Consider the following 25,152-nt stretch of genomic DNA (forward strand, 5'->3'; position numbering starts at 1 on the left):
GCCGCACGAAGGGAGCTGCCGCATGAGCGGCATCCAGCAGATCCATGACGTGGGCGCGCGGGCCCTGGGATGGCTGTACGAGCACCGGTCCGGCTTCCGGCTGGACGACGACCCGCCTCCCGAGGTGGGTGTCCTGGACCGGTTCAAGCCGCTCGGCGAACTGGCGCTCATCAGCAAGGTCATCTTCCGCGAAGGCGTCGCCGGATCCCGGCAGGCCGCCCTGGCCCGCAAGCTCCTCGATCACGCCTGGCACGAACTGCTGGGCTCGGGGAGCCGGCTGGTCGACGGTCAGCGGCGCGAACCGCTCTGCCCCGTCCCGATGGAGGTCTACGTCCCGTTCCGTGAGCTGGGGTTCCGGGAGCCGTCCCTCGAGGCCGCCGTCCGGCTGAACCACCGGCTGAGCAGCTGGGGCGCGCTGGAGGTCGTCCCGGTGCGCCGGCTCGGACTCAGTGCCATGGAGCGCCGTTTCGGAGTGGAGCCGAGCATGCCGGTCGACGAGGCGTACCGGCGCACCTGGCTGTCCAAACGGCCCGAGCCGTGGACCGTCGAGGGCAATATCGGCTACGACATCACCCACACCGTCTTCCATCTGACCGACTGGGGCGCCAATCCGGCCGGGCTGCCCGCCGACGTCGCGGACTACCTCGCCCTCTGGTTGCCGGTGTGGCTGGACGACTGGCTCGATCTGGGCCGCTGGGACCTGCTGGGCGAACTGCTCGTCGTCGACGCCTGCATGCCGGAACCGACCCTGGACCCGGCCGCCTGGGAGGGATTCGCCGGGGCCCAGCAGGAGGACGGGGCGATGCCGGTGATGGGTGCCATGCCGGAGGGGGACGAGGAGTCCGTCTTCGACCTCGTCTACCACCCCACGCTGGTCGCGGCGTTCGCCTCGGCGCTGGCCCTGTCCCGCGCCCTGTCGGACCTCGCCGCTCCGGCCCCCGCGTGACGGCCCCGCAGGACGTCGGCCGGGCCCCCGCCGACCGTCCGCCCCAGGACGACGGCGAGCGGGCCCGGCTGCTGACCGAGGCGGCCCGGACCATCGACGCACCCGACCTCGTGATCGCGCTCAGCCACCGAGGCCACCGCACCTTCCAGCTCGGCGCGGACGTGCCACTCGGCAAAGCACCCCTCCATGGGCCCGGCGACGGACTCCGCTACGAGCTCGGTTCCGCGTCCAAGCCCTTCACCGGTCTGCTGCTGGCCGCACTCGTCGCGGACGGCCGCGTGCGCTACGAGGACTCCGCGGCCGGACTTCTGGCCCCGGGCCACCCGGTGCACCCCGCCGTGCGCGCCATCACCCTGCGCCATCTGATCACCCACACCTCGGGCCTCCCCGCACTGCCGGCCGACTTCTATCCGCAGGCACTGCCCCGGTGGTCCACCGCGCCCTACAGCCGCTACCCGGCCGACCGGGTCGTCCGGGCGTTCCTCCGCGCCCGCCCGCGCCATCACCCTGGTACCCGATGGCACTACTCGAACTTCGCCGTCTCCGTACTCGGACACACCCTGGCCGCCGCCACCGGCACACCCTGGGAGGCGCTGCTCCAGCAGGAGGTACTGGGCCCGCTCGGGCTGGAGGGCACGCGCCTGGGCCCGGGGGATCCGGCCGGCGACGCGGTGGGGCACCGACGCGACGGCAGGCCGCTGCCCGCGCTGGACACCGGCGGCTTCACCGCCGCCGGAGCGGTCCGGGCGACACCGCCCGACCTGCTCACGTTCCTGGAGGCACATCTCCCGGCATCGGCAGCAGCAGTGGATGCGGCAGTGAGTGCGGCAGTGGCACTGGCAGTGGATGCGACAGCGACATCGGCTGCGGCTGCGCCCACGCGGCCTCCCGCCGCCGCGTTCGCGGACGTGCGGCGCCCGCTGCTGCGGCGCGGCCTGCGGCATGCGCACACCCACACCCTGACCTGGTTCCGCCATCCGTCACCGCGCGGGCCGGTCTGCTTCCACGCGGGAGCCACGCTCGGGCAGCAGATGTTCCTCGGCTTCCGCCCGGACACCGGTACCGCCCTGGCGGCCATGTGCGCACGGCGGGTGCACAGGACCGACCCGTTCATCGCGACGGTCCACGAGCTGCTCACGGAGAAACTCTGACCGTACGGATCCGCTCCCGTCCCTGCCGTAGTAGCCCCCGGAAAGGTCTCCGGCGTGACGGCCCCACGGTCGGTGAACGCGCGAGCCCCTCACGTGGAGGATCAAGCAACGTGACGGTGTGCCGACCGACCACCACCGACCACCCACCACTGACCGACCGGCTGGCCGACCACCGACCGACCGACCGGCTGACCGGCCGAACCGCTCGCCAGTCATCGCGGGTCATCGCCGGTCATTGCGGGCCATAGCGGTTCATGGCCGGGGCAACGGCGCCCGTAGACTCGACCGCATGGTTCGAGCGTCCCGTGGTGAGGCGGCCCCCGGGATGTGGCGGCGGGAGGCGGGCACAGTGGTGCGCCGGGCCGTGGCCGTTCCGGAGCAGGCGGTAGCCCCGTTCGCCATCAGCGCCAGGTTGCGGATTCCCCGTGTTCCCACGGAGTGGGCGCTGCACTCGCATCCTCTGCACGAGCTCTTCTGGGTGCGCGGGGGGACGCTGACGTCCCGGGTGGGGGACCGCGTCTTCACCGTGTTCGAGGGGCACGGGCTGTGGATGCCCGCGGGAGTGGTTCACGCGGGCCGGGCCACGGCGGGTGCGGAGTTCCACGACGCCCTCTTCACCCCCGACCGCACGCCGTTCGCGTTCGGGGAACCGAAGGCGATCGCGATGACGCCGTTGCTCGAGTCGCTGCTGGCCCATCTGTCCCGTACGGATCTCGACGCGCCGGCCAGGGCACGCGCGGAGTCGGTCGTGTTCGACGTGATCGAGCCGTCGAGGCACCAGTTCGCGTTGCAGCTGCCCGGTGACCCCCGGATCGACGCGATCGCCGAAGCCCTGCTGGACGACCCCGCCGACGGAGGCTCACTGGAGGAGTGGGCGCAGCGGCTGGGGATCAGCGACCGCACGATCACGCGCGCGTTCCGTCAGGCGACAGGTCTCTCCTTCGCGCAGTGGCGGCAGATGCTGCGGGTGCATCGGGCGCTGATGCTCCTGTCCGAAGGTTTCGAGGTGATGACGGTCTCCGAGGCGCTCGGCTATGCGCAGCCCAGTTCCTTCATCGCCGCGTTCCGGCGGGTCATGGGAACCACGCCGGGCGCGTTCTTCGACGCAGCCCGTGAAGCATCGGGAAATGTCCGGAATCCCGTATCGCATGTCCAGAACTCCTGATTGTCGACATCGCGAGCGGAATATAACCTTCTCGGAGTTAGGTAACCCTTAGTTTCCTCTCGCCGTGGACGGTGCTGTCCGTGCGCGGGTGGGCTCCAGGCCCGGCCGGTGAAGGCCGGACGGAGGGTGCCGCAGTCCTCGCCCCTTCGAACGTCCGGACTCATCGATGTTCACAAGCCCCTTCCGGCACGCCGGTAGCCCCGCGATCGACCCCGCTGCCCCGGTGGCCGGGCTCAATGGGCACGACCTGGTGCTGCGGTACGGCGGCAAGCCGGTCGTCCACGGCGTCTCGCTCGCCCTGGAACCCGGCCGCGCGACTGCCCTGGTGGGGCCGAACGGCAGCGGGAAGTCCACGTTGCTGCGCGCGCTCTCGCGACTGCACCAGGTGGACGGCGGGCGGGTGACGCTCGGCGCCTCCGACGGACCGTCCGAGCGCGAAGCGTCCCTGCTCAGCGCCCGCCAGTTCGCCCGCGAGGTCACGCTTTTCTCCCAGTCGAGGCCGGCGCCCCAAGGGCTGACGGTCACGGAGGTCGTGTCGTTCGGACGTCATCCGTACCGGCGTGGCTTCGCCGGACCGACCGCGGAGGACCGGAGCGCCGTCGACCACGCCATGGGCGTCACCGGTGTGCGGGACATGGCAGGCCGGCCGGTCGGTGAACTCTCCGGTGGGGAGATGCAGCGTGTCTGGCTCGCGGCCTGCCTGGCCCAGGACACCGGTGTCGTGCTGCTGGACGAACCTACCAATCACCTCGACCTCCGCTATCAGGTCGAGACACTCGACCTGATACGCGATCTCGTCGAGGAGCACGGCATCGCGGTCGGCGTCGTGCTGCACGACCTCGACCAGGCATCCCGCGTCGCGGACACGCTCGTCCTGATGCGCTCAGGCCGCGTGCACGCAGCGGGCGCACCCGCCGACGTCCTCACCGCGCAGAACATCGGAGAGGTCTACGACATCCGTGTCGAGGTCGGTATCGACCCTCGCACGGGCCGTCTCCGCATCGACCCGATCGGGCGCCACCCCGTCTGAAGCGGCCGGACCCCACCGGCCTGTGGCCGCCGGACCCCATCGGTCCGAAGCGGCCGGAACGCAGCCGTCTGAAGCTGCCGGGCGCCACACGGTCCGAAGCGGCACAACCGCCGCGGCAACTCATCGCAAGAAATCGCAAGAAATCGCAAGAAAGAGGATCGTTCATGAACCGTGCCCATCGCCTGGCGGCGTCAGCCTCCGCAGGGCTCATCGTCCTCGGCGCAACGGCCTGCGGCACGACCACCGTCGACAAGGCCGACACCAAGAACAGTGCCAGCGCGTCGCCCGCGTCGGCGAGTTGTGCACAGGACACCACGGCCACCTCGACGGAGCCGGTCTCCTTCAAGGACGGCGTCGGCCGGCAGGTGAAGCTGGACAAGCCCGCCAAGCGGATCGCGGTCCTGGAATGGCAGCAGGTCGAGGACGCGCTGACCCTGTGCGTCACCCCCACCGCGGTCTCCGACGCGAAGGGATACAGCACCTGGGTCAGCGCGGAGAAGCTGCCCGGCGGAGTGACCGACATCGGCACCCGTGAGGAGCCCGACCTCGACACCCTCTACGCGGCGAAGCCCGACCTCATCGTCGTGGAAGCGTTCAAGGCCGACGACGAGACCCTCGCGAAGCTGGAGAAGCGAGGCGTCCCCGTGATGGCCACGCTGGGCGCGGACCCGAAGGACCCGATCGGGAACATGAAGAACGTGTTCAGCATGATCGGCAAGGCGACGGGGCGCAATGAGCGGGCCGACCAGGTGCTCAAGGAGTTCGACGAGCACCTCGCGACAGCGAAGAAGCAGGTCACCGACGCCGATCTGCCGACGAACGACTTCCTGTTCTTCGACGGATGGCTGGAGGGAGGCAACCTCACGGTCCGCCCCTACGGCAAGGGCGCCCTGTTCACCCAGATCGGTGAAGAGCTCGGAATGAAGCCCGTGTGGACCGACGACGTCAACAAGGCCCACGGTGACGGAGGCGTCGACCCCTCCTACGGTCTCGCGCAGACCGACGTCGAGGGACTCACCGCGGTGGGCGACGCCAACTTCTTCTACGCCAATGACGAAGGGGCCGGCGGGTACGTCGCCGCGCTTGCGAAGAACCCGCTCTGGAAGACCATCCCGGCCGTGAAGGAAGGCCGCGCGCACGCGTTCCCGTCGGGCGTGTGGGGCGCCGGCGGCCCGCTCTCCTGCGAGCAGGCGATCGACGCCTACGTCGACGTGCTCGACAAGAAGTGAGCACCTCGCAGACATCGGTACCCCGGAGGGAATCGCTGCCGCGCGCCGAGCGCGGCAGCGGTCCCACCGGGGCGGCCGTCCTGGCAGTTCTGACCGTCCTGACCGTCCTGGTGGGCATGTGGCACCTGACGCAGGGGACGTCCGGAGTCGGGGTCGGCGACCTGGTGAGGTACTTCACCGGGGAACGGGAGACCACCGGCGGAGCGCCGGTCGGTGAGATCCTCATCGGCTCGCGCCTGCCGCGCCTGCTCGCGGGCGTGACGGTGGGTTTCGCCCTCGGATCGGCCGGCACGCTGCTGCAGTCCGTCACGCACAACACGCTCGCCTCCCCGGACACCCTCGCGGTCACGGCCGGGTCCTATTTCACGCTCTCGCTCGTCGCGGCCTTCGGTCTCACTGTCCCGCTATGGGCGTCGGGCGCCGTCGCCTTCGCCGGTGGCCTGGCCGCGGCGGCCCTCGTGCTGCTCCTCGCGGGCCGGGCCGCGGGCACCTCGGGTACCCGCCTCATCCTCGCCGGATCGGCGATAGCGATGGCCCTGGACTCGGCGACCGCGATGGTCCTCATCCTCTTCAAGCAGAACACCACCGGTCTCTTCGCCTGGGGGAGCGGTTCGCTCGCCCAGATGAACATCGACGCGTCGGTACGCGCCCTCCCGGTCGTGGCCGTGGTGCTGTGCGTCGCCCTGGCGCTGTCCCGGCGGCTCGACGTGATGAACCTCGGCGACGACGCCGCGTCCACCCTCGGCGTGCCGATCCGGGCGACCCGTGTGATCGCCGTGATCTGCGCGGTGGTCCTGACCGGCTCGGCAGTGACACTCGCGGGCCCGATCGCCTTCGTCGGCCTCGGCCCCCCCGTGTTCGCCCGGCTGATCGCGGGGCGGGTCCGGGCGCTGCGCCGCCACATCTTCCTGGTGCCCGCGGCCGGGCTGCTCGGCGCGTTGCTCATCCTGCTCGCCGACGCGACACTGCGCGCGGTGCAGGGTGCGGACGGGGCCGCCTCCATTCCCACCGGCGTACCGACCGCGCTGCTCGGCTCCGTCGTGATCGTGGTTCTAGCGCTCCGTCTCCGTGACACGGGCCGGCTCCGGCAACCACCGCATGCGCGGGTCGTCGCACGGTCGCGTCGCGCGTTCCTCCTCGTCATGTTCGCCGCGGTGGCACTCCTGGTCGTGGCGGCCGTCGTGGCGGTCCTGGCCGGAAGCCTCTGGCTGCGGACGGGGGACATCGTGCTCTGGGTCCAGGGCGCCGCCCCCGGCCTGATCGGGCAGGCGCTCGACGACCGGGTCCCGCGCGTGATCGCCGCGGTCCTCGCCGGTGCGGCACTCGGACTGGCCGGATGCGTCGTACAGGGCGCGGTACGCAACCCGCTCGCGGAGCCGGGTGTGCTGGGTATCACCGCCGGTGCCGGGCTGGGCGCCGTCGCCATTGTCACGTCGGGGCTGTCCGGCGGCCGTCCGCTGCTCATCGTGGCCGCCGTCGTGACGGGGCTCGCCACGTTCGGGCTGATCGCCCTGCTGTCCTGGCGCGGCGGCTTCCTGCCCGACCGGTTCGTGCTCATCGGCATCGGCTGCGGGTACGGCCTCAGCTCCATCACCACCTTCCTCCTGCTGCGTGCCGACCCGTGGAACACGCCCCGGATCTTCACCTGGCTCTCCGGCACGACCTACGGGCGCACGTTCCCCGACGTCGTACCGGTCGCGGTGGCCCTGGCGCTCGCGCTCCCCGTACTGCTCGCCATGCGTGACCGGCTCGACCTGCTCGCCGTCGACGAGGACACTCCGCGCATCGTCGGCGTCAGGCCGGTGCGTGTGCGCTTCGCCGCACTGGCGATCGCCGCGGTGCTCGCGGCACTCAGCGTGATCGCCGTCGGCGTCGTCGGCTTCGTGGGGCTCGTCGCCCCGCACCTCGCCCGGTCGCTGGTGGGCGCTCGGCACGGGAGGTCCATCCCGGTCGCGATGCTGCTCGGCGGACTGCTGGTCTGCGTGGCCGACGCCCTCGGCCGCACCGTTGTCGCCCCGTCCCAGGTGCCGGCCGGCCTCATGATCGCCTTGGTCGGCGCCCCGTACTTCGTCTGGATACTCCGGCAGTCCCGTGCGTGACACCGGGCGGCGGCCCAGTCCGCACAGGCCATGCAACCGCCGGTGAACGCACCCGTCCCTCCTCCCGCCCCTTCCCCCTTCCCCGTCCTCTCCGTCCCGCCAGGAGCACCGGAATGCCGTCCCAGCAGGAAACGCCCGTGAAGAGCATCGTCGTCCCGTTCGTGCCCGATGATGCGCCGACCCTGCAGAGGCGGCTCGGAGACCACCGGCTGCCGGAGCGCTGGCAGGCGGTCGACCGCTCAGCTCACGCCCCTCACCTCGTGGGCGTTCCGCGTGACGGCGGCGAGGGCTGGAGTGCTGCCGCGCTCGTGACGGCCCGCCCGAACACGGCCTATCTGAAGATCGTCGACGCCGTCGGCGATGTGCAGGCAGCCGTTGCGGCGGTGGTCGCCCACGCACGCCACCGAGAGCTCGCGCAGGTCAAGTGGGAAGGCTGGACGGCAGTCCCGGAGGATGCCGTTGCCGCCGGGTTCGCTCCCTTGAGCCCTCCGCTCACACAGCCGGAGGGTGCGGCCGGACCCGTTGCCGGTTACGTCCGCTGGCTGAGCGACGGCGTGGTCGCCGAACCCCCGTACTACGGGCAGACCACGCACTTCACGTGCGGTGCCGTCACCGCCCTGGTCGCGCAGGCGCACGCGGGGACGTTGCCGCGGGAGGCCCTCGACCGTCAGGCGGAGCTGACGCTGTGGCGCGACGCGACCAACTTCCTCGCCTGCGAGCCCGTCGGACTGGGCGTCGCCCTGCGCCGGGCCTGGCCGTCGTCCCCCGTCGCGGTCCACCTCGACACGGAACGGCCCGTCCTGCTCGACCATTACCCGGAGAAGGAACAGGAATGGCGTGCCGTGCTCCAGCGCGCGTCACGTACGGACGCCGGACGGATCGGTGTCCCGATCGACCCGGGCCACCTCTCCATGACCGCGATCCGGGATGCGGTCGGCCGACGGGAACACGTGCTGCTCCTGCTCTCGCTCGCCGACATGCAGGGGTTCGACGTGCCGCACTGGGTGCTCTGCCACGGCGTCGTACCCGGCGCTGTCGTGATCGAGGACCCGTGGGCCAACGCGGCAACGGGGGACACCTGGGTCGACGCCCACCTCCTGCCGGTCCCCGACGCGTCGCTCGACACGATGTCGACCCTCGCGCCGGACCGCTTCCGGGGCGCCGTGACCATCGGCCGCCCGTAGGGGCACAGCCGGTCCGGCGGACGAGTAGCCCCGTCCGTTCGGATCATGCCGGGCCGGCGGGGGCTCCGCCGCCACGCCTCGGTCCTCCGCGGTGCAGCCGCACGCACCGCCCCCCGCACCCTGATCCGGCCTGATCCGAACGAAAGGCCCTAGTTCACTACGGCCTCCCGGGCCTCGTTCCGTCCGGCGGCGGACTCGGCCGGGAGCTGGTCGGGGGAGTGGTCGGGGCGTCGGACACCGATCATGCCGACGGCGGTCAGGACCGCGGCCACGGCGGCGGCGATGCCGCAGATCAGGAAGGCGCTGCCGAAGCCGCTGCCCAGTGCGTCGAGGGCGAGGTCGTGCGCCGCCGATCCCGGCGTGCCGGGCGGCACGCTGTTCACGGCGATCGGTCCTCCCTCGGCGGCGATCCCGCGTGCGGCTCCGAGCTGGTCGGCCGGAAGCTCCGCCCCGCTCAGGTTCGAGGAGAACGCCGAGGCCGCCTTGCTCAGCGCGACCGCACCGACGACGACGGGGCCGAGCGCGAAGCCGAGATCGCGGAGCATGTTGGTCGTCGCACTCGCCATGCCGGCCAGCTGCGGCGGCACGCTGTCCAGCGCCACGGCCGTCACTGAGCTCACGCACAGCGCGAAGCCGATGCCGATCAGCAGGTCGGGTACGACGAAGGCGGTCAGGCCGGGGTCCGTGACATCGAGTCCGGTGCACAGGAAGCAGCCGATGGACATCAGGGCGAAGCCCGACGTCAGCAGCCAGGTCGGGGCGACCCGGTGCAGCAGCCGGGAGACGACGGGGATCAGGACGAACGCGGGCCCCTGCAGCAGCAGGAACGGCACGGCGACGCGCAGCGGGTCCTGGTGCTGGACGGGACCGAGCCACATGCTCGTCGCGAAGCACGCGCCGAGGAAGGCGAGCATGCCGATCACCGCGACGACGGACGACACCGTGAAGGCCCGGTTCCGGAACAGGCTCAGGTCGAAGATCGGGGACTTGGCGCCCACCTCGACCAGGACGAAACCGGCGAGGAAGACGAGACCGAGCATGCCGGACAGAAGAACGGGAAGGGTGGTCCACCCGGACTCGGGTCCCTCGACGGCCGCGTACAGCACCAGGATGAGACCGATGGCGAAGGTGATCTGGCCCGGGACGTCGAGTTCGCGGCCCTCCGGGGATTTGGACTCAGAGGTCAGCGAGAGCGTGAGCACCATGCTCGCGACGGCCAGTGCGACGAGCACCCAGAAGGAGCCGCGCCAGGAGCCGACTTCGGCGAACACCCCACCGAGGAGAGGGGAGAGGGCCGCACCGGCGGACAGGAACCCGCTCCACAGCGCGACGGCCTGAGCCCGCTCCCGGGGGGTGCGGGTGACCGACGCGAGCATGGTCAGTGAGCCGGGGAACAGTGCGCCGGCGCCGAGACCGTTGAGTGCCGCGCCGACCCAGAGGACCTGCACGCTGGGCGCGACCGCGGCCACGGCGCTGCCGATGGCGACGAGTCCCGCGCCCGCGGTGATCAGCTTCTTGCGGCCGAACCGGTCGCCGAGCACGCCGAAGGTGAATTCGAAGCAGACCACGGCGACCATGAAGGCTGCGGTGATCCAAGTCAGTTGGGAGCCGTGGGTGTTCAGGTCCTCCTGGAACAGTCCGTTGAGCGATGCCGGCAGTGCGTTGGCGACCTGCGCCACGAACACCGCACAGCTGGTTGCAGCCAGCGTCCCCGCGTAGCCCGGCTTCCGGGCAGCCCCCGCGGTTGGGCCGTGGGACGTCGCTGTCCCTTTGTTGAGCGTCATTGCTTTCTCCCTGGCTGGGAAGGTGATCGCCCCGCCATCGGGCGGGACGGGCTCCGGCCGACGGCCGTAGTGAGGGGAGGGGGCGGGGAGCGTTGCGCGTCGCTCTCCGGCCACGCCGGTTCTCCGGATCCGGGCACGCCGATGAGGTTGTCGTCGGGTGCCACGGTCTGTCCCGTGCGGACAGGTGCGGCGAGCCGCTGCCGTGATCGCGGCAGTGGGGGAGGGGGCACGCGGCTCGTATCCGGCGTGGTGCCGTGGAGAATGACACTTCGCCATACAGCATGTCAATGAAATGTACGTTGCTTAAGGTGAATTGCCTCGACGTAATGTGGAGCTGGCACGGCGGAGGAGTGCGGAAGTGGGGGGGTGGGAGAGGCGTGCGGGGCAGAAGAGAGGTCTACGGGACGCAGGCGTACGGAACGGTGCCGCACCGGGCGCAGCCGCACCGCAGGGCGAACCGGCATGCCGGCGTGCGCCCGGCAGGCTCACCGGCCCCCGGACGTCGCCCCGCCGCGTCGCCCGGTCAGTGCGCCGCGGCCAGGTCCGTCTCCACCGCGCGCGCCGCGGCGTTGAGCGTCGCGACCAGCGACGGGAGGTCATGGGAGTCGTAGCGCACGCTGGGCATGGACACCGACAGGCCTGCCAGCGCCGTCCCGTCCCGGTCGCGCACCGGGACGCCCACGGCGACGAGCCCGCGCTCCGAGCGTTCCTGGTTCACGGCGAACCCGTTGCGGGCGATGCGCCGCAGCTCGCTCCGCAACCGCGCGAGGTCCGGGCGGTCCGCGGGGCGGTCGTGGTAGCGCGCGGCGGAGTAGATCTCCGCCAGTTCGGCGTCGTCCAGTCCGGCGAGCAGGAGTAGACCGGCGGTCGTGCGGTGGGCCGCGAACACCATTCCCTCCCGGGAGCCGACCCGTAGCGCCTGCCGGCTCTCGACGCTGGCGATGAACCTGGTCGTGTCACCCGTGCGGATGGTGAGGTTCGCCGTCTCGTCCAGCAGGCCGACCAGCCGGTGCAGGTGGGGCAGGGCGGCGGCTCGCAGCCGGGACACCTGGGACTGCGAGTGCGCCGCCAGTTCGAGGACGGGGCCCGCCCGGTAGACGCGGTTCTCGTCCTGCACGGCGAAGTCCCGGTACACGAGCATCGCCAGGAGCCGGTGCGCGGTGGACCGGGCGACCCCCAGTCGCTCGGCGATCTGCGAGACGGTCGCCGGGCCCTCCAACTGGAGCATGGTCGCCGCCCTGAGGGCGTGGTCGACGCTCGCCACGGGATACGGCGGCGGGGTCTTGAGCGGCTTGTCCACGGTGCCTCCTCGGGCGGGCTCCCGGCCGTCGTCCGTGCGGCGGCGTGCCGCTCCGGCCGGGGACCGAGCCATAGATTCTGCTCTCCAGAATCTACATGTCTTGTATGCGAACCCGGCGCACGCTGAGGCCGTGACTCAGTCCTCCCTCGCTCAAGACATCGCTACGGGCTCGCCCGTCCGGCTGCAGGCCGTTTCCGCAGCCGGTCAGCCCAAGGTCACCCCGGCACTCGAGGAGCTGTACCGGGGCTTCGAACAGGAACTTCTCGTCCCGCTGTGGACCGAGATCGGTGACCTGATGCCGGACCGTCCCCGCTCGCACGCCGTGCCGCACGTATGGCGCTGGGAGCAGCTGCGGGCGCTCGCGGCGCAGGCTGGAGAGCTTGTCCCGGTCGGCCGCGGCGGTGAGCGCCGCGCCATCGCGCTGGCCAATCCCTCCCTGGGCGGCCGCCCGTTCGCCACGCCCACCCTGTGGGCCGCCATCCAGTACCTGATGCCGGGGGAGGACGCCCCCGAGCACCGCCACACGCAGCACGCGTTCCGCTTCGTCGTCGAGGGCGAGGGCGTGTGGACGGTCGTCGGCGGCGATCCGGTGGCCATGCGGCGCGGCGACTTCCTGCCGCAGGCCGGATGGAACATGCACGCGCACCACAACGCCACCACCGAGCCGATGGCCTGGATCGACGGACTCGACATCCCGTTCCAGTACGCGAGTGAGACCCAGTTCTTCGAGTTCGGCCGGGACGAGATCAGCGAGGCCGAGCGGACCACCCCGGACCGCTCGCGTGCCGAGCGCCTGTGGGGCCACCCCGGGCTGCGCCCCGTCGCCGCCACCGGATCCGCCCCAGGCACGCCGCTCCTCGCGTACCGCTGGGAACACACCGACCGCGCCCTCGACGACCAGCTCGCCCTGGAGGCGGAGGGCTTCGCCGGCACCGTCGAGCCCGGTCACGCCGCCGTCCGGTTCACCGACCCGTCGACCGCGGCCGATGTGCTGCCGACCATCCGCGCGGAGATGCACCGCGTCGTGCGCGGCGCCGAGACGGCCCCGGTGCGCGAGACCGGCTCGTCGGTCTACCAGGTCTTCGACGGCTCCGGCACCGTCACCGTCGGGGAGAGGACCTGGACCGTGACGCGCGGCGACCTCTTCGTCGTCCCCTCCTGGCAGCCCCTGTCCGTGCGGTCCGAGGCCGGCACCACCGACTCCGACTCCGGCGCCCTGGACCTGTTCCGCTTCAGTGACTCCCCGATCTTCGAGGCCCTCCGGCTCGACCGCACCCATGTGAAAGGAACCACCCGATGAAGCTCGCCACCCTCCGTACCGGCGGCACCACCAAGGCCGTCAGGATCGACGGCGATGTCCTGATCGACCTCGGCGTCCCCGACGTGGGCACACTGCTGGGCCGGGGCGACTGGGCCGAGCACGCCGCCGCGGCCACCGCCGGGAACTCCGGGACGTACCCCGTCGACGGCGCCGAGTACGCGCCTGTCGTCCCGCAGCCCTCGAAGGTGATCTGCGTCGGACTCAACTACCGGACGCACATCACGGAGATGGGCCGGGACCTGCCCGAGCACCCCACCCTGTTCGCGAAGTTCGCGGACTCCCTGATCGGCGCGGGAGACGACATCCTCCGGCCGGACGAGACCGACCAGTTCGACTGGGAGGTGGAGCTCGCGGTGGTCGTCGGCAAGCAGGTGCGCCGCGCCCGCGGCGAGGAGGCCGAGCAGGCGATCGCCGGGTTCACCGTCCTCAACGACATCACCTGCCGGGACTGGCAGTTCCGCACCCGTGAGTGGCTCCAGGGCAAGATGTGGGACTCCAGCACCCCGGTCGGCCCCTGCCTGGTCACCCCCGACGAACTGCCGGGCGGCGTACGTCCCGCGCTCGACGTCCGCCTGACCGTGGACGGCGAGGTCATGCAGTCCGACACCACGGCCGACCTGCTCTTCGACCCGGTCGCGCTGGTGGAGTACGTCTCGACGATCACGCGCCTCAACCCCGGCGACATCATCGCCACCGGCACCCCGGGCGGTGTCGGGCACGCCCGCAAGCCGGGGCGCTATCTGCTGGGCGGGGAGACGGTCGTCGCCGAGATCGACGGCATCGGCCGCCTGGAGAACCGCGTCGTCAAGGAGAAGTCCGCCTGATGTCCCGTACGTTCGAAGACGCTCGCCGCTGGGCGCAGCTCGGCACCGCCCTGTTCGTGCAGGCGGCGGACCTCGCGGACGCCGGACAGGACGCGCCGAGCGCGCTGCCCGGCTGGACCCGCAAGCACCTGGTCGCGCACGTCGCGGCCAACGCCGACGCCCTGGGCAACCTCGTCCACTGGGCCGCCACCGGTGAACCCACACCGATGTACGCCTCCCCCGAGGAGCGCGCCGCCGGTATCGAGCGGGGCGCCGGGATGCCGGCCGCCGAGCTCACCGCATGGCTGCGCCGCAGCGCGGAGGAGCTGGCGGGGGCCACCGCCGCGCTCGGCGACGCACAGTGGCAGGCCCCGGTCGTGACGGCGCAGGGCCGCACCGTGCCCGCCACCGAACTGCCCTGGATGCGCTCCCGTGAGGTGTGCGTCCACGCCGTCGATCTGGGCACCGGCCTGACCTTCGCGGACCTGCCGGCCGGATTCCTTGCCGCGCTCTGCGACGACGTCGTGGCCAAGCGCGCCAAGGAGTCCGGACCGGCGCTGGTTCTGGAGGCGACGGGCAGCGGTGCGTTCTGGAAGCTCCCCGGAGAGGGCGAGCCGACCGCGATCGTCGGCGACCTCCACGAGATCACCGCGTATCTCACCGGGCGTGCCCACGCCCTCGCGGCGCCCGACGGTGGACCGGTGCCCGCCCTGGCCCGCTGGCTCTGACCCACCGGACCGGGCAGGGGCGGGCGGTCGGGCCCCTCCCTGCCCCACCACGGCCGCGGGCGCGCGACGCCCCGATGGCCCCAAGCGCTTCTGCCACTCGACGACTCCCGCGATTCGAGGAAGAGACGATGAACCCTGCGACCCCTCCCACCGGCGAAAACCCTGACGTGATCATCGTCGGAGGTGGCATCGGTGGCCTCAGCTCCGCGTTCGCCCTCGCCCGGCAGGGGCTGCGCGTGCGCGTCCTCGAACGGGCTCCGGAGTTCGGCGAGGTCGGCGCCGGCATTCAGATCGCGCCCAACTGCACCCGCATTCTCGACGAGTACGGCCTGCTCGACGAGGCCAAGGAGCTGGGTGTGCTCCCGGAGAACATGGTGATGCGCGACGCGCTCGACTCCCGCGAGCTGACCCGGCTCGACCTGCGGGACGTGGAGCGGCGCTACGGCTTCCCGTACATGGTGATCCACCGCAGCGACCTGCACGGCATCTTCCTGCGCGCCTGCCGGCGGGCCGGTGTGGAGCTGCTGACGGATCGGACGGTGACGGACTACGAGCACACCGACGGCGGCGCCCGGGTCCACCTGGCGGACGGCAGCACCGAGGAGGCGCCGGTGGTCATCGCCGCCGACGGACTGCACTCCGTCGCCCGGCGCAAGCTGGTCGGCGACAACGTGGTCAGCTCCGACTACGTCGCCTACCGCGCGGCCGTCCCGATCGCTGAGGTGCGCGAGAACGGCATCGCGGAGAAGGACGTCACCGTGTACGTCGGCCCGCGCTGTCACTTCGTGCAGTACGCCCTGCGCGGCGGCGACATGTTCAACCAGGTCGCCGTGTTCGAGTCGCCGAAGGCGCTGGCGGGGAAGGACGACTGGGGTACGCCGGACGAGCTGGACGCGGCCTTCGCCGCCACCTGCGACACCGTACGCAAGGGCATCCCCCTGATGTGGCGCGACCGCTGGTGGCAGATGCTCGACCGGGACCCGATCGAGACGTGGGTGCACGGCCGGATCGCCCTGCTCGGCGACGCCGCCCACCCGCCGCTCCAGTACATGGCGCAGGGGGCGATCATGGCGATCGAGGACGGCTGGGTCTTCGCCCGGCACGTCGCCCGCCAGACCGCCGTGAACGCGGGGGCGGACGCGAACACCGGGGCGGACGGAAGTGCCGGGGCGGACGCGAACGCCGGAGCACCGGACTGGGACGCCGTCCTCGCCTCCTACGAAGCGGTCCGCGTCGAGCACTGCCGTCGGGTGCAGACCACCGCCCGCGCCTGGGGCGAGCTGTGGCACCTGGACGGGGAGAGCCGGCTGCAGCGCAACGCGATCATGCGCGGCCGGGACGACCACGACTACGGATTCACCGACTGGGTGTACGGCCCCACCGCGCTGTCCCCGGACGAGGAACCCGCGATGTTCACGCCCATCCCGCTCGCCTCGGCCCGGATCGAGGAGCAGACGGGCCACGTCGCTCACGAGGTGGCCCAGGCATGATCACGACCATCGCCGCGACGGTCGACGAGGCCGTCGTGGGTGTCGAGGACGGTTCGACGGTTCTGGTGGGCGGATTCGGTCTGGCGGGCATGCCCTTCGACCTGATCGACGCCCTGATCCGGCAGGGGGCCGGCGAGCTGACCGTGGTGTCCAACAACGCCGGGAACGGTGATGTGGGCCTGGCCGCGCTGCTCAAGACGGGCCGGGTCCGCAAAGTGATCTGTTCCTTCCCCCGGCAGAGCGACTCCTATGTGTTCGACGAGCTGTACCGGGCCGGGCGCATCGAGCTGGAGGTGGTGCCCCAGGGCACCCTCGCCGAACGGCTGCGGGCCGCAGGCGCGGGAATCGGCGCCTTCTACTGCCCAGTCGGCGCCGGCACCCTCCTCGCCGAGGGCAAGGAGACCCGGGAGATCGACGGGCGTGCCCATGTCCTGGAGTACCCGATCAAGGGGGACGTGGCCCTGATCTCGGCGTATCGCGCCGACACCATGGGCAACCTCGTCTACCGCAGGACCGCCAGGAATTTCGGCCCTGTCATGGCCACCGCGGCCACGACGGTCGTCGCGCAGGTCACCGACATCGTGCCCGTCGGGGAGATCGATCCGGAGGCCGTGGTCACGCCCGGAATCTACGTCGACCGTCTCGTACGGGCCGAGGCCCGACGACTCACCGTGCAGGGAGCCCGCTGATGACGGCCACGAACACCACATTCGGGACGGGGCCGGTGGAGCACCTCGGCCGGGGCCCGCTCACCACGGACGAGCTCGCGGCCCGTATCGCCCTCGACATCGCCCCCGGTTCCTACGTCAACCTCGGCATCGGGCAGCCGACCAGGATCGCCGAGCACCTGCCGGCGGACGCGGGGATCGTGCTGCACACCGAGAACGGCATGCTCGGCATGGGCCCGGCCGCGGCCGAGGACGAGATCGACCCCGATCTCACCAACGCGGGGAAGGTGCCGGTCACCGAACTGTCCGGGGCCGCGTACTTCCACCACGCCGACTCCTTCGCGATGATGCGCGGTGGCCACCTCGACGTGTGCGTCCTCGGGGCCTTCGAGGTCTCGGCCCGCGGTGACCTGGCCAACTGGCACACCGGTGATCCCGCTGCCATCCCCGCCGTCGGCGGAGCGATGGACCTCGCCGTCGGGGCCCGGCAGGTCCTGGTGATGATGCGGCTGTTCACCCGGGACGGCGCCCCCAAGCTCGTCCCCGTCTGCACCTGCCCGCTCACCGGCGCGGGCTGTGTCAGCCGCGTCTACACCGACCACGGCATCTTCGCCCCCGGTCCGGACGGGGTCCGCGTCCTGGAGACGTACGGGTCCACGGTCGCGGAGCTGCGGAAGCGGGTCGCGGTCGACCTGATCGGATGAGCCGCGCGAGGGGAGCCGAGTGAGCGCCGGTGAGTCGTTGTACGTCGCGTCAGGACTCGGTGCGGTGTGTGTGGTGTGCAGCCGGTCCGTACGATCGACGCACCGCGGCGCGTTAGGATCCGGTCATGGCGAACCTTCGTGAGGCACAGAAGCAGATGACCCGCCGTCTGCTTCTGGAGTCGGGAATCGAGCAGTTCAAGACGAAGGGGTACGCCGCCACCACGGTCGACGACATCGCGACCGCGGCGGGTACGACGCGGGCGACGTTCTACGCGTACTTCTCCTCCCGCAGCGAGCTGATGCAGGCCCTCATCGACGAGCAGCTCAACGAGGTGTTGCAGCGCGTCGGCTCTCCCGAGCACGGTTCCACGGCGCAGGGCCTCGTGGCCACCGTCGCCGACGGGTCGCCGGAGGCGATCACGGACTGGCTGCGCCGCACCGCCGACAGCTGGCCGGCGATCTGGCCCCTCATCCGGATCGGCCGTGACGCCGCGGTGGTCGATCCGGAGCTCGCCGACCTGGTCGAGCAGTGGATGGAGGAGGCCATCGGCGACATCAAGGACGGGCTGACGGCGGCCGGGCGCCTGGAGCCGTATCAGCGGCACTTCCGGGGCGTGCTGGCCATGGCCGAGCTCGACTTCGTCGCTCAGAACTGGCACCGCGCCGACTGGAAACTCACCCGCGACCAGATGCTCGACGAGCTCGGGACCAGCTGGGTACGCCTGCTGCACTGAGCGCGGTCGCCGTGACGGACGGCGTCGGACGGCGCCGCCCGCGGTCGAGGTCACAGGCTCGCGGCGGCGTCGAACAGCAGAGCCCGCAGCCATTCGGTGAAGTACTGATCGGTCAGGCGGGGGTTCCAGACGATGTCGATCCCCAGCCCCGGAAGCGGGAACGGGAACTCCTCGATCCGCAGGTCGGTCAGCGCCCGCATGGCGGTGGCCACCTGGAAGCGCAGCAGCGCGACGCCACCGCCGGCACGGGCGACCAGGAACGGCACCAGCAGGAAGTCGGAGATCAACTGGCCGACCCGGTAGGTGATCCCGTTCTCCTCCAGCAACGAGTACGGGAAGACGCGCCGTTCGGTGTCGACGACGATGTGCCGTTGCGTGGTCAGGAGTTCGAGCGCGCTCGCCTCCGGCGGCGTGTCCGGTGAGGCCACCACCACACAGCGGTCGTTGTACAGACGCTCGCGCGGGTACGGCGAGAAGTGGCCCTCGGAGACCAGCACGACATCGACGCCCTTGTCGGTGAAGGTGGCCTCGGTCGGCACCGTGATCGTGCGCACACGCAAGGTGGCGTGCGGGGCGCGCTCGGCGACGAGCCGGGTCAGGTGGGGACCGACGACGAACGCCGTGCTGTTCGTCATGGCGACGGTGATGACGCGCCGGTCCGCGGCGGGGTCGAAGCACGGGAAGTCCACGATGCGTGCCGTCTGCTCCAGGGCACTGCGCAGCGGCGCGATCAGCTCCAGCGCGCGCGGGGTGAGCGTGACGCCGGTCCCCTGCCGGACGACGAGGTCGTCACCCAGCAGACGCCGCATCCGCGTGAGGGCGTGGCTCATCGCCGGCTGCGACAGACCCACCCGCTCCGCCGCTCTGGTCACCGAACCCTCCTCCAGGAGCGCGAGAAGAGGCACCAGCAGGTTGAGGTTGACCGAGGCCAGCCGGTCCAACCCCGAGCCTGTGGTGCCCTCTTCGCCGTCGCTCATGGAGTAGACCTTACGAGTCCGCCCGGGTCATGCGACGCAGCCTGGGGATCGGGATCCGGTAGTTGAGAGCCACGGCCGCACCGGTGCCGTCGGTGTGGGACCAGCGCATCAGCGCCGGCTCGCCACCTGGACCTCCGTCGACGTACGCGGGCTCGCCCTCCAGCGGCAGGAAGCCCACCGCTTTGAGGCGCAGCCCGAACTGCTCGGTCCAGAAGTACGGCTGGAACCGGAGCGGCGGCGCGTCCTCGCCGTGGACGAGCGCCCGTGCGGCGGTCTTCGCCTGCTCGATCGCGCTGCTCCACAGGGGGAGGCGGCGCAGACCGTACGAGGTGGGGAAGGCCGTGAGGTCGCCGACGGCCGCGACATCGGAACGGACGAGCCCGCGCGAGTCGACCGGGATGATGCCGCCCTCGGCGACAAGTCCCGTGTCCGCGAGCCACTCCGTGTTGGGGATGTCGCCGACGGCGGACACGAGAAGGTTCGCTTCGAGGACCGCGCCGTCGTCGAGTACGGCCCGGGCGGTGTCCCCGGACCCTTCGATCCGCGCCGATCCGGTCTCCACGAGGGTGAGCCCGAGGTCCAGCGCGGCCCTGACGAAGACGCCGGCTAGGTACGGCCCGAGCTGGACCGTCAGGGGCACGCCCTGGGAGACGAGGGTGACCCGGCAGCCGGCGGCCAGGCACCCGGAGGCGATCTCCATCCCGAGCGGGCCGCCGCCGACCACGACGACCGAGGGCCGGCCCGCCAGCCGGCTCCGCAGGGACAGGGCGTCGTCGAGTCCCCGCAGGGTGAGCTCCCCGGGCAGGGAGGACAGCCGCCGCGCCCGGGAGCCGGTGGCGAGGACGAGGCGGTCGTACGGCAGGGCGGTGCCGTCGTCGAGCGTGACGAGCCTGCGGTCGAGGTTCAGCCCGGTCGCGCGTACGCCCAGGAGTTCCTTCGCACCGTGGCCGGCCGGCGGCAGCTCGTGCGACGTCAGGTCGGCGTCGTCGAGCAGGAGCGCCTTGGACAGTGCCGGGCGGCTGTACGCCGGGTGCGGTTCGTCGCCGACGATCGTCAGCTCGCCGTCGAACCCGGCCTCGCGGAGCGTGTCGGCCGCGGTGAGCCCGGCGATCCCGTTGCCGACGACCACGACGCGGTCCACCGTCGCGCCGCTCATGCGAGCCTCAGCGCGGCGACCGGACACACGCGGACTGCGGCGTTCGCCGGGGCGGCGTCGGCGCTGTCGATCTCCTCGCGGTCGAGGACGAGCTCGCCGTCGTCGTCGAGGTGCATGAGCTGCGGTGCGGCTTCCTCGCACAGGCCGTGGCCCTCGCAGCGGGGGCGGTCGAGAACGATCCTCATGCGGGAATCACCTCCAGGACGGGGAGCTCCTCGATGCTCCGGGTGATGTTGCCGGGAATCCGGACCTCGGGTCCGACCACGAGGCGCTTCACGCGCCGGGACAGCGCGTCGATCACCGCGTGGGCCTCCAGCCTGGCGAGCCCCTGGCCCGCGCAGCCGTGCGGGCCGTAGCCGAACGAGAGGTGGTCGACGGGATTGCGCTCGACCAGGAAGGTGTCCGGGTCCTCGAAGTGCCGGGGGTCGCGGTTGCCGGCGCCGAACAGGACGGCGACCTGGGCGCCTGCGGGGATGACGACTCCGTCGATCTCGACGTCCTCGGTGGCGCGGCGGCCCCAGGCGTGCACGGGGGCCCAGAAACGGAGCACCTCGTTGAACGCCGCCGGCACCAGCGAGGGGTCCTTGCGGATCAGGTCGAGCTGGCCGGGGTGCGAGCCGAAGAGGGCGACGATGTTGCCGATCGCCGCCACCGTGGTGTCGACTCCCGCACCGAGGTACTGGTGGATGATGGCGCCGGCCGAACCCGGCGCGATGGCGCCGCGTGCTTCGGCGTCGAAGATGCCCCGGCCTACGGACCCTTCGGCCAGATCGATGGCCCGGACCTGGGAGCACCAGGCGTAGAGCTCGCCCGCGATCGGGAAGTTCTCCGTCGTGCGCCGGTTCATCGGACCGATGACCTGCATGGCGGCCTGTCCCCAGCGCAGCATGTTGTCGCGTGCCTGGCCGGTGAAGCCGATCAGGTCGGCGACGACCTCCAGGGGGAAGGCCCGGGCGAGGGCGTCGATCGCCTCGAAGCTGCCCTGTTCGACGAGTTGGGCGACCAGGGCGTCGGCCTTGGCCTCGATGCGGCCCTTCAGCCCGCGCAGCGCGCGTGGGGAGAGGTTCTCGGTGAGCGTCGCCCGCAACTGCGGGTGCACCGGCGGATCGGACGCGAGCGAGGTGCCGCTGAGGGCCTCGTTGACCGTCGGGTTGAACCCGATGGAGTCCGATGAGAACGACTGCCAGTCGGCGAGCGCGCCGCGGATGGCTTCGTACCGCGTCAGCACATGGACGTCGTTCTTCCGGAGACGGACGACGGATCCCTGTTCCCGCAGCTCGGCGTAGACGGGATAGGGATCGAGCACGACCTCGTCCGCGAAGAGGTCGATGTCGGAGGCGCATGGGGTGGTCATGCGCCCAGTGAAGTGGCTGCCATCACATCCAACAAATGAATGATTCGCATGCATCTACATGCAGAAGATGGATGAATCTCTCCCTCACCCCTCCTTTCCTGACCCTCAGATGAATATTTTTTCTAGGTGTCTGCTTCATTGACGCCGTGTAAAGCGAATGGCTACGGTGACTCCAGCCACAGGGTGCGATGCACCCCACCCGTACTTGTGAGGGCAGGCATGAGCGTCAAGAGCAACACCGTGAACACCGTCCTGGGGCCTGTGCCGAACGAGGATCTGGGCGTCGTCTCGGTCCATGAGGCCCTGCTGTCGGTCGTGCCGGGCGCGGAGTACGCCTTCGACATCACCATCGACCGCGCGGAGATCTTCGAGACCCTCGCCGCGAAGCTGACGGACTTCCGGGCCCATGGCGGCGGCACCGTCGTCGACAGCACCGGCATGTTCCACGGCCGGGACGTCCGGCTGTACGAGGCCCTCTCCCGCGCGACCGGCGTGCACATCGTCGCCTCGACGGGGCAGGGCCCGGAGGAACTGCTCGGCGGCTACTTCCTCACGCCGCAGACCAACCCGCCGACCCCCTGGCCGGCCGAGAAGTTCGCCGGCCTCTTCACCGAGGAGGTCACCGAAGGCATGGTGGTCCCGCGCGTGGAGCGACGCGGCGCCGCCGGCCTGGTCGCCACCGTCGCGACCCCCGAGGGCATGACGGCGACCGACGAGAGCCTGCTGCGCGGCGCGGCCCGGACCGCCCTGAGCACCGGTGTCGCGGTCTCCGTCCGCTACGGCAGCGACGCCCTCCACGACCTCGGCGTCGCCCTGGACGAGGGACTGCCGGCCGACCGCGTCGTCGTCGCGGGCCTCGACCGCAGGGACGCCGTCGAAACCGGCGCACCCCAGGAGGTCGCCCGGCGCGGCGCCTACGTCGCACTCGACCACGTCGGCGTGGAGGACGAGGCCCACATCACCGACGCCGAGCGTGCCGCACTGGTCGTCGGCCTCGTCCGGGCCGGCCACGGCAACCGGGTCCTGCTGTCGAGCAGCGCGACCGGGGTGGCGAAGGGTCACCCCGGCAACGACCTGCCCTACAGCTACGTCCTGACCACTTTCGTCCCGCTCCTGAAGGCACAGGGTCTCAGCGACGAGGACGCGCAGCGGATTCTCGTGGACAACCCGCGCGACCTGCTGTCGGTGCGCTGAGCGTACCGGCGCGCACGACCATCAAGTCTCTTCATCCAAAGGTGAGTGTTGTGTCGAGAGTGAACACCGTCCTCGGGGCGATCCCGGCCGAGGAACTGGGCCTCGTGGCCATCCATGAGCACATTGGCTACGGCATGCCCGGCTCCGAGCTGGACACGAAGTGGTGGAAGACCCCCGAGCAGCGGTACGAGGAGACCGTCCCGAAGCTGCGCACGTTCCATGAGAGCGGCGGCGGGACCTTCGTCGACGCGACGGGGATCTGCAACGGGCGGGACATCGACTACTACAAGTCGCTGTCGGCGAAGACCGGCGTCCACATCGTCGCCTGCACCGGCTTCGTCGGGGGCGACACCGCCCTGCCGCACTTCGCGCGGGCCGATGTGGACTACCTGACCCGGCAGTTCGTCCACGAGATCACCGTCGGCATCGGCAACACCGGCAGTCTCGCGGGAGTCATCAAGGTCGGGGTGAGCCGCGGCGGCCGCATGACGGACCTGGACAAGCGCATCTACCGCGCCGCGGCCCGCGCCTCGCTCGCCACCGGCGTACCGATCCTGACCCATCTCGCGATCGACGCCGAGAACGCCATCGCGATCTTCGCCGAGGAGGGACTCCCGCTGGACCGCGTCCTGTTCGGGCACGTAGACGACGGCGTGAACGCGGACAAGACGCGCGATGTCTGGATCGCGGAGCAGGGCGGGCGCATCGGCTTCGACACCTTCGGTTACGAGACCGAGCTGCCGGACCCGCCGTTCTGGGCCCGCCCGCGCAAAGAGCGGCTGGACCACTTCCTCCGGTTCATCGGTGACGGGCGGCTGAAGCAGGTCCTTGCCTCCGCCGACGCCAACTGCTCCCCGCTGGGCTGGCCGGGCGTGAAGGGCCACACCGTCAACTACATCTTCGACGACCTCATCCCGGACCTCCGCGCCGCGGGTCTCGACGAGGCCGCGATCAAGACGATCTTCGTGGACAACCCGGCCGGCTTCCTCACCATCCAGAAGTAGAGAGAACCACCATGCAGCTCTCAGACCTCAAGAACCTCAAGATCGCCATCGTCGGAGCCGGGTACGGCGGTGCTGCGGCAGCCAAGGCGCTGAGCCTGCTCGGCGCGGACGTCAACGTCTACGAGCAGGCGAACCAGATCCGGGAGGCCGGCGCCGGCATCGGTCTGCGTCCCTCCACGATGAACCGGTTCCGCGAGTGGGGAATCTTCGACGCGATCGCGAAGGTGAGCTCCCCGAGCGAAATCTTCGAAATCCTCACGCCCACCGGTGATCTGATCATGAAAGAGGAGTGGCCGGTCGCCGGCGAGCAGACCGACACCCACCTCATCCACCGCGGTGACTTCATCGACGCTCTCCTGAGCGTGCTCCCCGAGGGCATGGTGCACCTCGGCCACAAGCTGGAGAGCGTCCAGGACAACGGCGACGGCGCCGCCCTCACCTTCGCCAACGGTGCGAGCGTCGAGGCCGACCTGGTCATCGGCGCCGACGGCATCAAGTCGGTCGTCCGCCGGGAGCTGTTCAGCGAGAAGGAGCCGGTCTTCTCCGGCGAGCACGCCTACCGGGCCGTCATTTCGGCCGACGACGCCTACGGGTTGGTCGTCGACGACAACCTCCGCATGTACATCGGCCGGGGCACGAAGATCTATCTGCTGCCGTTGCGCCACCGCAACCAGGTGTCGTTCGACATCACCGCCCTGTGTCCGGACGGCACCTGGGTGCCCGAGGTCTCCAAGGAAGACCTCCTGGCGACGGTGGAGGGCTTCGACGAGCGCCTCGTGAACATCACGCGCGACCTCGACATGGACACCGTGAACATCCGCGCCGTCTACGACATCGACTCGATCGACACGTGGCACTCGGACTCCGTCGTCCTCATGGGCGACGCCGCGCACTCGATGCTGCACCACCAGGGCCAGGGTGCGAACTCGGCCGTCGAGGACGCCGGCGCGCTCGCCGACGCCCTGCGGGATGCGGACTCCGTGAAGGAGGCGCTGGCCCTGTTCCAGGCCACCCGCAAGCCGGTGACCGACAAGCTGCAGGCGGTCTCGCGCCAGGGCTGGAGCGAGGGCGAGATCGACGAGGTCTTCCCCGGCCAGAAGCCCGCGGCCGCCGGCGTGAAGGGCTGACGTC

General features: G+C 71.1%; 23 protein-coding genes. 17 read left to right on the forward strand and 6 right to left on the reverse strand.

What is annotated here, in order from left to right; translation table 11 throughout:
• The first annotated feature begins 22 nt into the window (after positions 1-22).
• The 7 genes from ACIOEW_RS29625 (at position 23) to ACIOEW_RS29655 (ending at position 8,804) form a co-directional block, all read left to right on the forward strand.
• Positions 23-946 (forward strand): DUF6895 family protein, encoded by a 924-nt coding sequence (locus ACIOEW_RS29625; protein ID WP_401967355.1) that lies wholly within the window; start codon positions 23-25, stop codon positions 944-946.
• A complete protein-coding gene (locus tag ACIOEW_RS29630; RefSeq protein ID WP_401967358.1) occupies positions 943-2,097 on the forward strand; it encodes a serine hydrolase domain-containing protein in 1,155 nt (384 codons plus the stop codon). Before ACIOEW_RS29625 ends, ACIOEW_RS29630 begins: the two co-directional genes overlap by 4 nt.
• Positions 2,098-2,386: 289 nt before the next feature.
• Entirely contained in the window at positions 2,387-3,262 is an 876-nt protein-coding gene (locus ACIOEW_RS29635; protein ID WP_401967360.1) for a helix-turn-helix domain-containing protein, read from the forward strand.
• 166 nt (positions 3,263-3,428) lie between these two features.
• Entirely contained in the window at positions 3,429-4,292 is an 864-nt protein-coding gene (locus tag ACIOEW_RS29640) for an ABC transporter ATP-binding protein (protein WP_401967362.1), read from the forward strand.
• A 164-nt stretch (positions 4,293-4,456) separates the two neighbouring features.
• The gene (locus tag ACIOEW_RS29645) at positions 4,457-5,521 is read left to right on the forward strand and encodes an iron-siderophore ABC transporter substrate-binding protein (protein ID WP_401967364.1); all 1,065 of its coding nucleotides are present in this window, start codon (positions 4,457-4,459) and stop codon (positions 5,519-5,521) included.
• Entirely contained in the window at positions 5,518-7,620 is a 2,103-nt protein-coding gene (locus ACIOEW_RS29650; protein WP_401967366.1) for an iron ABC transporter permease, read from the forward strand. Before ACIOEW_RS29645 ends, ACIOEW_RS29650 begins: the two co-directional genes overlap by 4 nt.
• A 113-nt stretch (positions 7,621-7,733) precedes the next feature.
• Positions 7,734-8,804 (forward strand): peptidase C39 family protein, encoded by a 1,071-nt coding sequence (locus ACIOEW_RS29655; RefSeq protein WP_401967369.1) that lies wholly within the window; start codon positions 7,734-7,736, stop codon positions 8,802-8,804.
• A 149-nt stretch (positions 8,805-8,953) separates the two neighbouring features.
• Here the strand turns inward: ACIOEW_RS29655 and ACIOEW_RS29660 are convergent, their stop codons facing one another.
• Together ACIOEW_RS29660 and ACIOEW_RS29665 are read right to left on the reverse strand one after the other, a co-directional pair.
• Positions 8,954-10,588 carry an MFS transporter gene (locus ACIOEW_RS29660; protein WP_401967372.1) on the reverse strand — a complete coding sequence of 545 codons (1,635 nt, stop codon included), beginning with the start codon at positions 10,586-10,588 and terminating at the stop codon, positions 8,954-8,956.
• Between the two features lie 523 nt (positions 10,589-11,111).
• A complete protein-coding gene (locus ACIOEW_RS29665) occupies positions 11,112-11,888 on the reverse strand; it encodes an IclR family transcriptional regulator (RefSeq protein ID WP_401967373.1) in 777 nt (258 codons plus the stop codon).
• A gap of 130 nt (positions 11,889-12,018) precedes the next feature.
• On the opposite strand from ACIOEW_RS29665, the gene ACIOEW_RS29670 reads away from it, so the two are divergent.
• From ACIOEW_RS29670 to ACIOEW_RS29700, 7 genes are all read left to right on the forward strand, one after another.
• On the forward strand, positions 12,019-13,188 hold the full coding sequence (locus ACIOEW_RS29670; protein WP_401967376.1) for a cupin domain-containing protein: 1,170 nt from the start codon (positions 12,019-12,021) through the stop codon (positions 13,186-13,188).
• Positions 13,185-14,033, forward strand: a complete 849-nt coding sequence (locus ACIOEW_RS29675; protein ID WP_362554361.1) for a fumarylacetoacetate hydrolase family protein — start codon at positions 13,185-13,187, stop codon at positions 14,031-14,033. Before ACIOEW_RS29670 ends, ACIOEW_RS29675 begins: the two co-directional genes overlap by 4 nt.
• Positions 14,033-14,740 (forward strand): maleylpyruvate isomerase family mycothiol-dependent enzyme, encoded by a 708-nt coding sequence (locus tag ACIOEW_RS29680; protein ID WP_362554359.1) that lies wholly within the window; start codon positions 14,033-14,035, stop codon positions 14,738-14,740. Before ACIOEW_RS29675 ends, ACIOEW_RS29680 begins: the two co-directional genes overlap by 1 nt.
• A gap of 128 nt (positions 14,741-14,868) precedes the next feature.
• On the forward strand, positions 14,869-16,230 hold the full coding sequence (locus tag ACIOEW_RS29685; RefSeq protein WP_401967379.1) for an FAD-dependent oxidoreductase: 1,362 nt from the start codon (positions 14,869-14,871) through the stop codon (positions 16,228-16,230).
• Positions 16,227-16,919, forward strand: coding sequence for a 3-oxoacid CoA-transferase subunit A (locus tag ACIOEW_RS29690; protein ID WP_401967381.1), 693 nt, complete (start codon positions 16,227-16,229; stop codon positions 16,917-16,919). Before ACIOEW_RS29685 ends, ACIOEW_RS29690 begins: the two co-directional genes overlap by 4 nt.
• Positions 16,919-17,602: a 3-oxoacid CoA-transferase subunit B gene (locus tag ACIOEW_RS29695; RefSeq protein WP_401967383.1), complete on the forward strand. Its 684-nt coding sequence runs from the start codon at positions 16,919-16,921 to the stop codon at positions 17,600-17,602. Before ACIOEW_RS29690 ends, ACIOEW_RS29695 begins: the two co-directional genes overlap by 1 nt.
• Before the next feature lie 125 nt (positions 17,603-17,727).
• Complete coding sequence (locus ACIOEW_RS29700; RefSeq protein ID WP_401967385.1) at positions 17,728-18,336, forward strand: TetR/AcrR family transcriptional regulator; 609 nt, start codon at positions 17,728-17,730, stop codon at positions 18,334-18,336.
• A gap of 50 nt (positions 18,337-18,386) precedes the next feature.
• Here the strand turns inward: ACIOEW_RS29700 and ACIOEW_RS29705 are convergent, their stop codons facing one another.
• The 4 genes from ACIOEW_RS29705 to ACIOEW_RS29720 are packed head-to-tail and all read right to left on the reverse strand — an operon-like array spanning position 18,387 to position 21,823.
• A complete protein-coding gene (locus ACIOEW_RS29705; RefSeq protein WP_401967387.1) occupies positions 18,387-19,313 on the reverse strand; it encodes a LysR family transcriptional regulator in 927 nt (308 codons plus the stop codon).
• Positions 19,314-19,323: 10 nt separating this feature from the next.
• Complete coding sequence (locus tag ACIOEW_RS29710; RefSeq protein WP_401967389.1) at positions 19,324-20,469, reverse strand: NAD(P)/FAD-dependent oxidoreductase; 1,146 nt, start codon at positions 20,467-20,469, stop codon at positions 19,324-19,326.
• Entirely contained in the window at positions 20,466-20,654 is a 189-nt protein-coding gene (locus tag ACIOEW_RS29715; protein ID WP_362554348.1) for a ferredoxin, read from the reverse strand. Before ACIOEW_RS29715 ends, ACIOEW_RS29710 begins: the two co-directional genes overlap by 4 nt.
• Positions 20,651-21,823, reverse strand: a complete 1,173-nt coding sequence (locus tag ACIOEW_RS29720; RefSeq protein WP_401967391.1) for a cytochrome P450 — start codon at positions 21,821-21,823, stop codon at positions 20,651-20,653. The genes ACIOEW_RS29715 and ACIOEW_RS29720 overlap by 4 nt, the downstream gene beginning before the upstream one ends.
• A 219-nt stretch (positions 21,824-22,042) precedes the next feature.
• On the opposite strand from ACIOEW_RS29720, the gene ACIOEW_RS29725 reads away from it, so the two are divergent.
• From ACIOEW_RS29725 to ACIOEW_RS29735, 3 genes are read left to right on the forward strand one after another with little or no spacing between them, the layout of a single operon-like run.
• Positions 22,043-23,017 (forward strand): phosphotriesterase, encoded by a 975-nt coding sequence (locus ACIOEW_RS29725; RefSeq protein WP_401967393.1) that lies wholly within the window; start codon positions 22,043-22,045, stop codon positions 23,015-23,017.
• A gap of 50 nt (positions 23,018-23,067) precedes the next feature.
• Positions 23,068-24,021 (forward strand): phosphotriesterase, encoded by a 954-nt coding sequence (locus ACIOEW_RS29730; RefSeq protein WP_362554342.1) that lies wholly within the window; start codon positions 23,068-23,070, stop codon positions 24,019-24,021.
• An 11-nt stretch (positions 24,022-24,032) separates the two neighbouring features.
• Positions 24,033-25,148, forward strand: coding sequence for an FAD-dependent monooxygenase (locus tag ACIOEW_RS29735; protein WP_401967394.1), 1,116 nt, complete (start codon positions 24,033-24,035; stop codon positions 25,146-25,148).
• Positions 25,149-25,152: the final 4 nt, after the last annotated feature.

Source organism: Streptomyces sp. NPDC087901 (assembly GCF_044742205.1).
Taxonomy (GTDB): Bacteria; Actinomycetota; Actinomycetes; order Streptomycetales; family Streptomycetaceae; genus Streptomyces.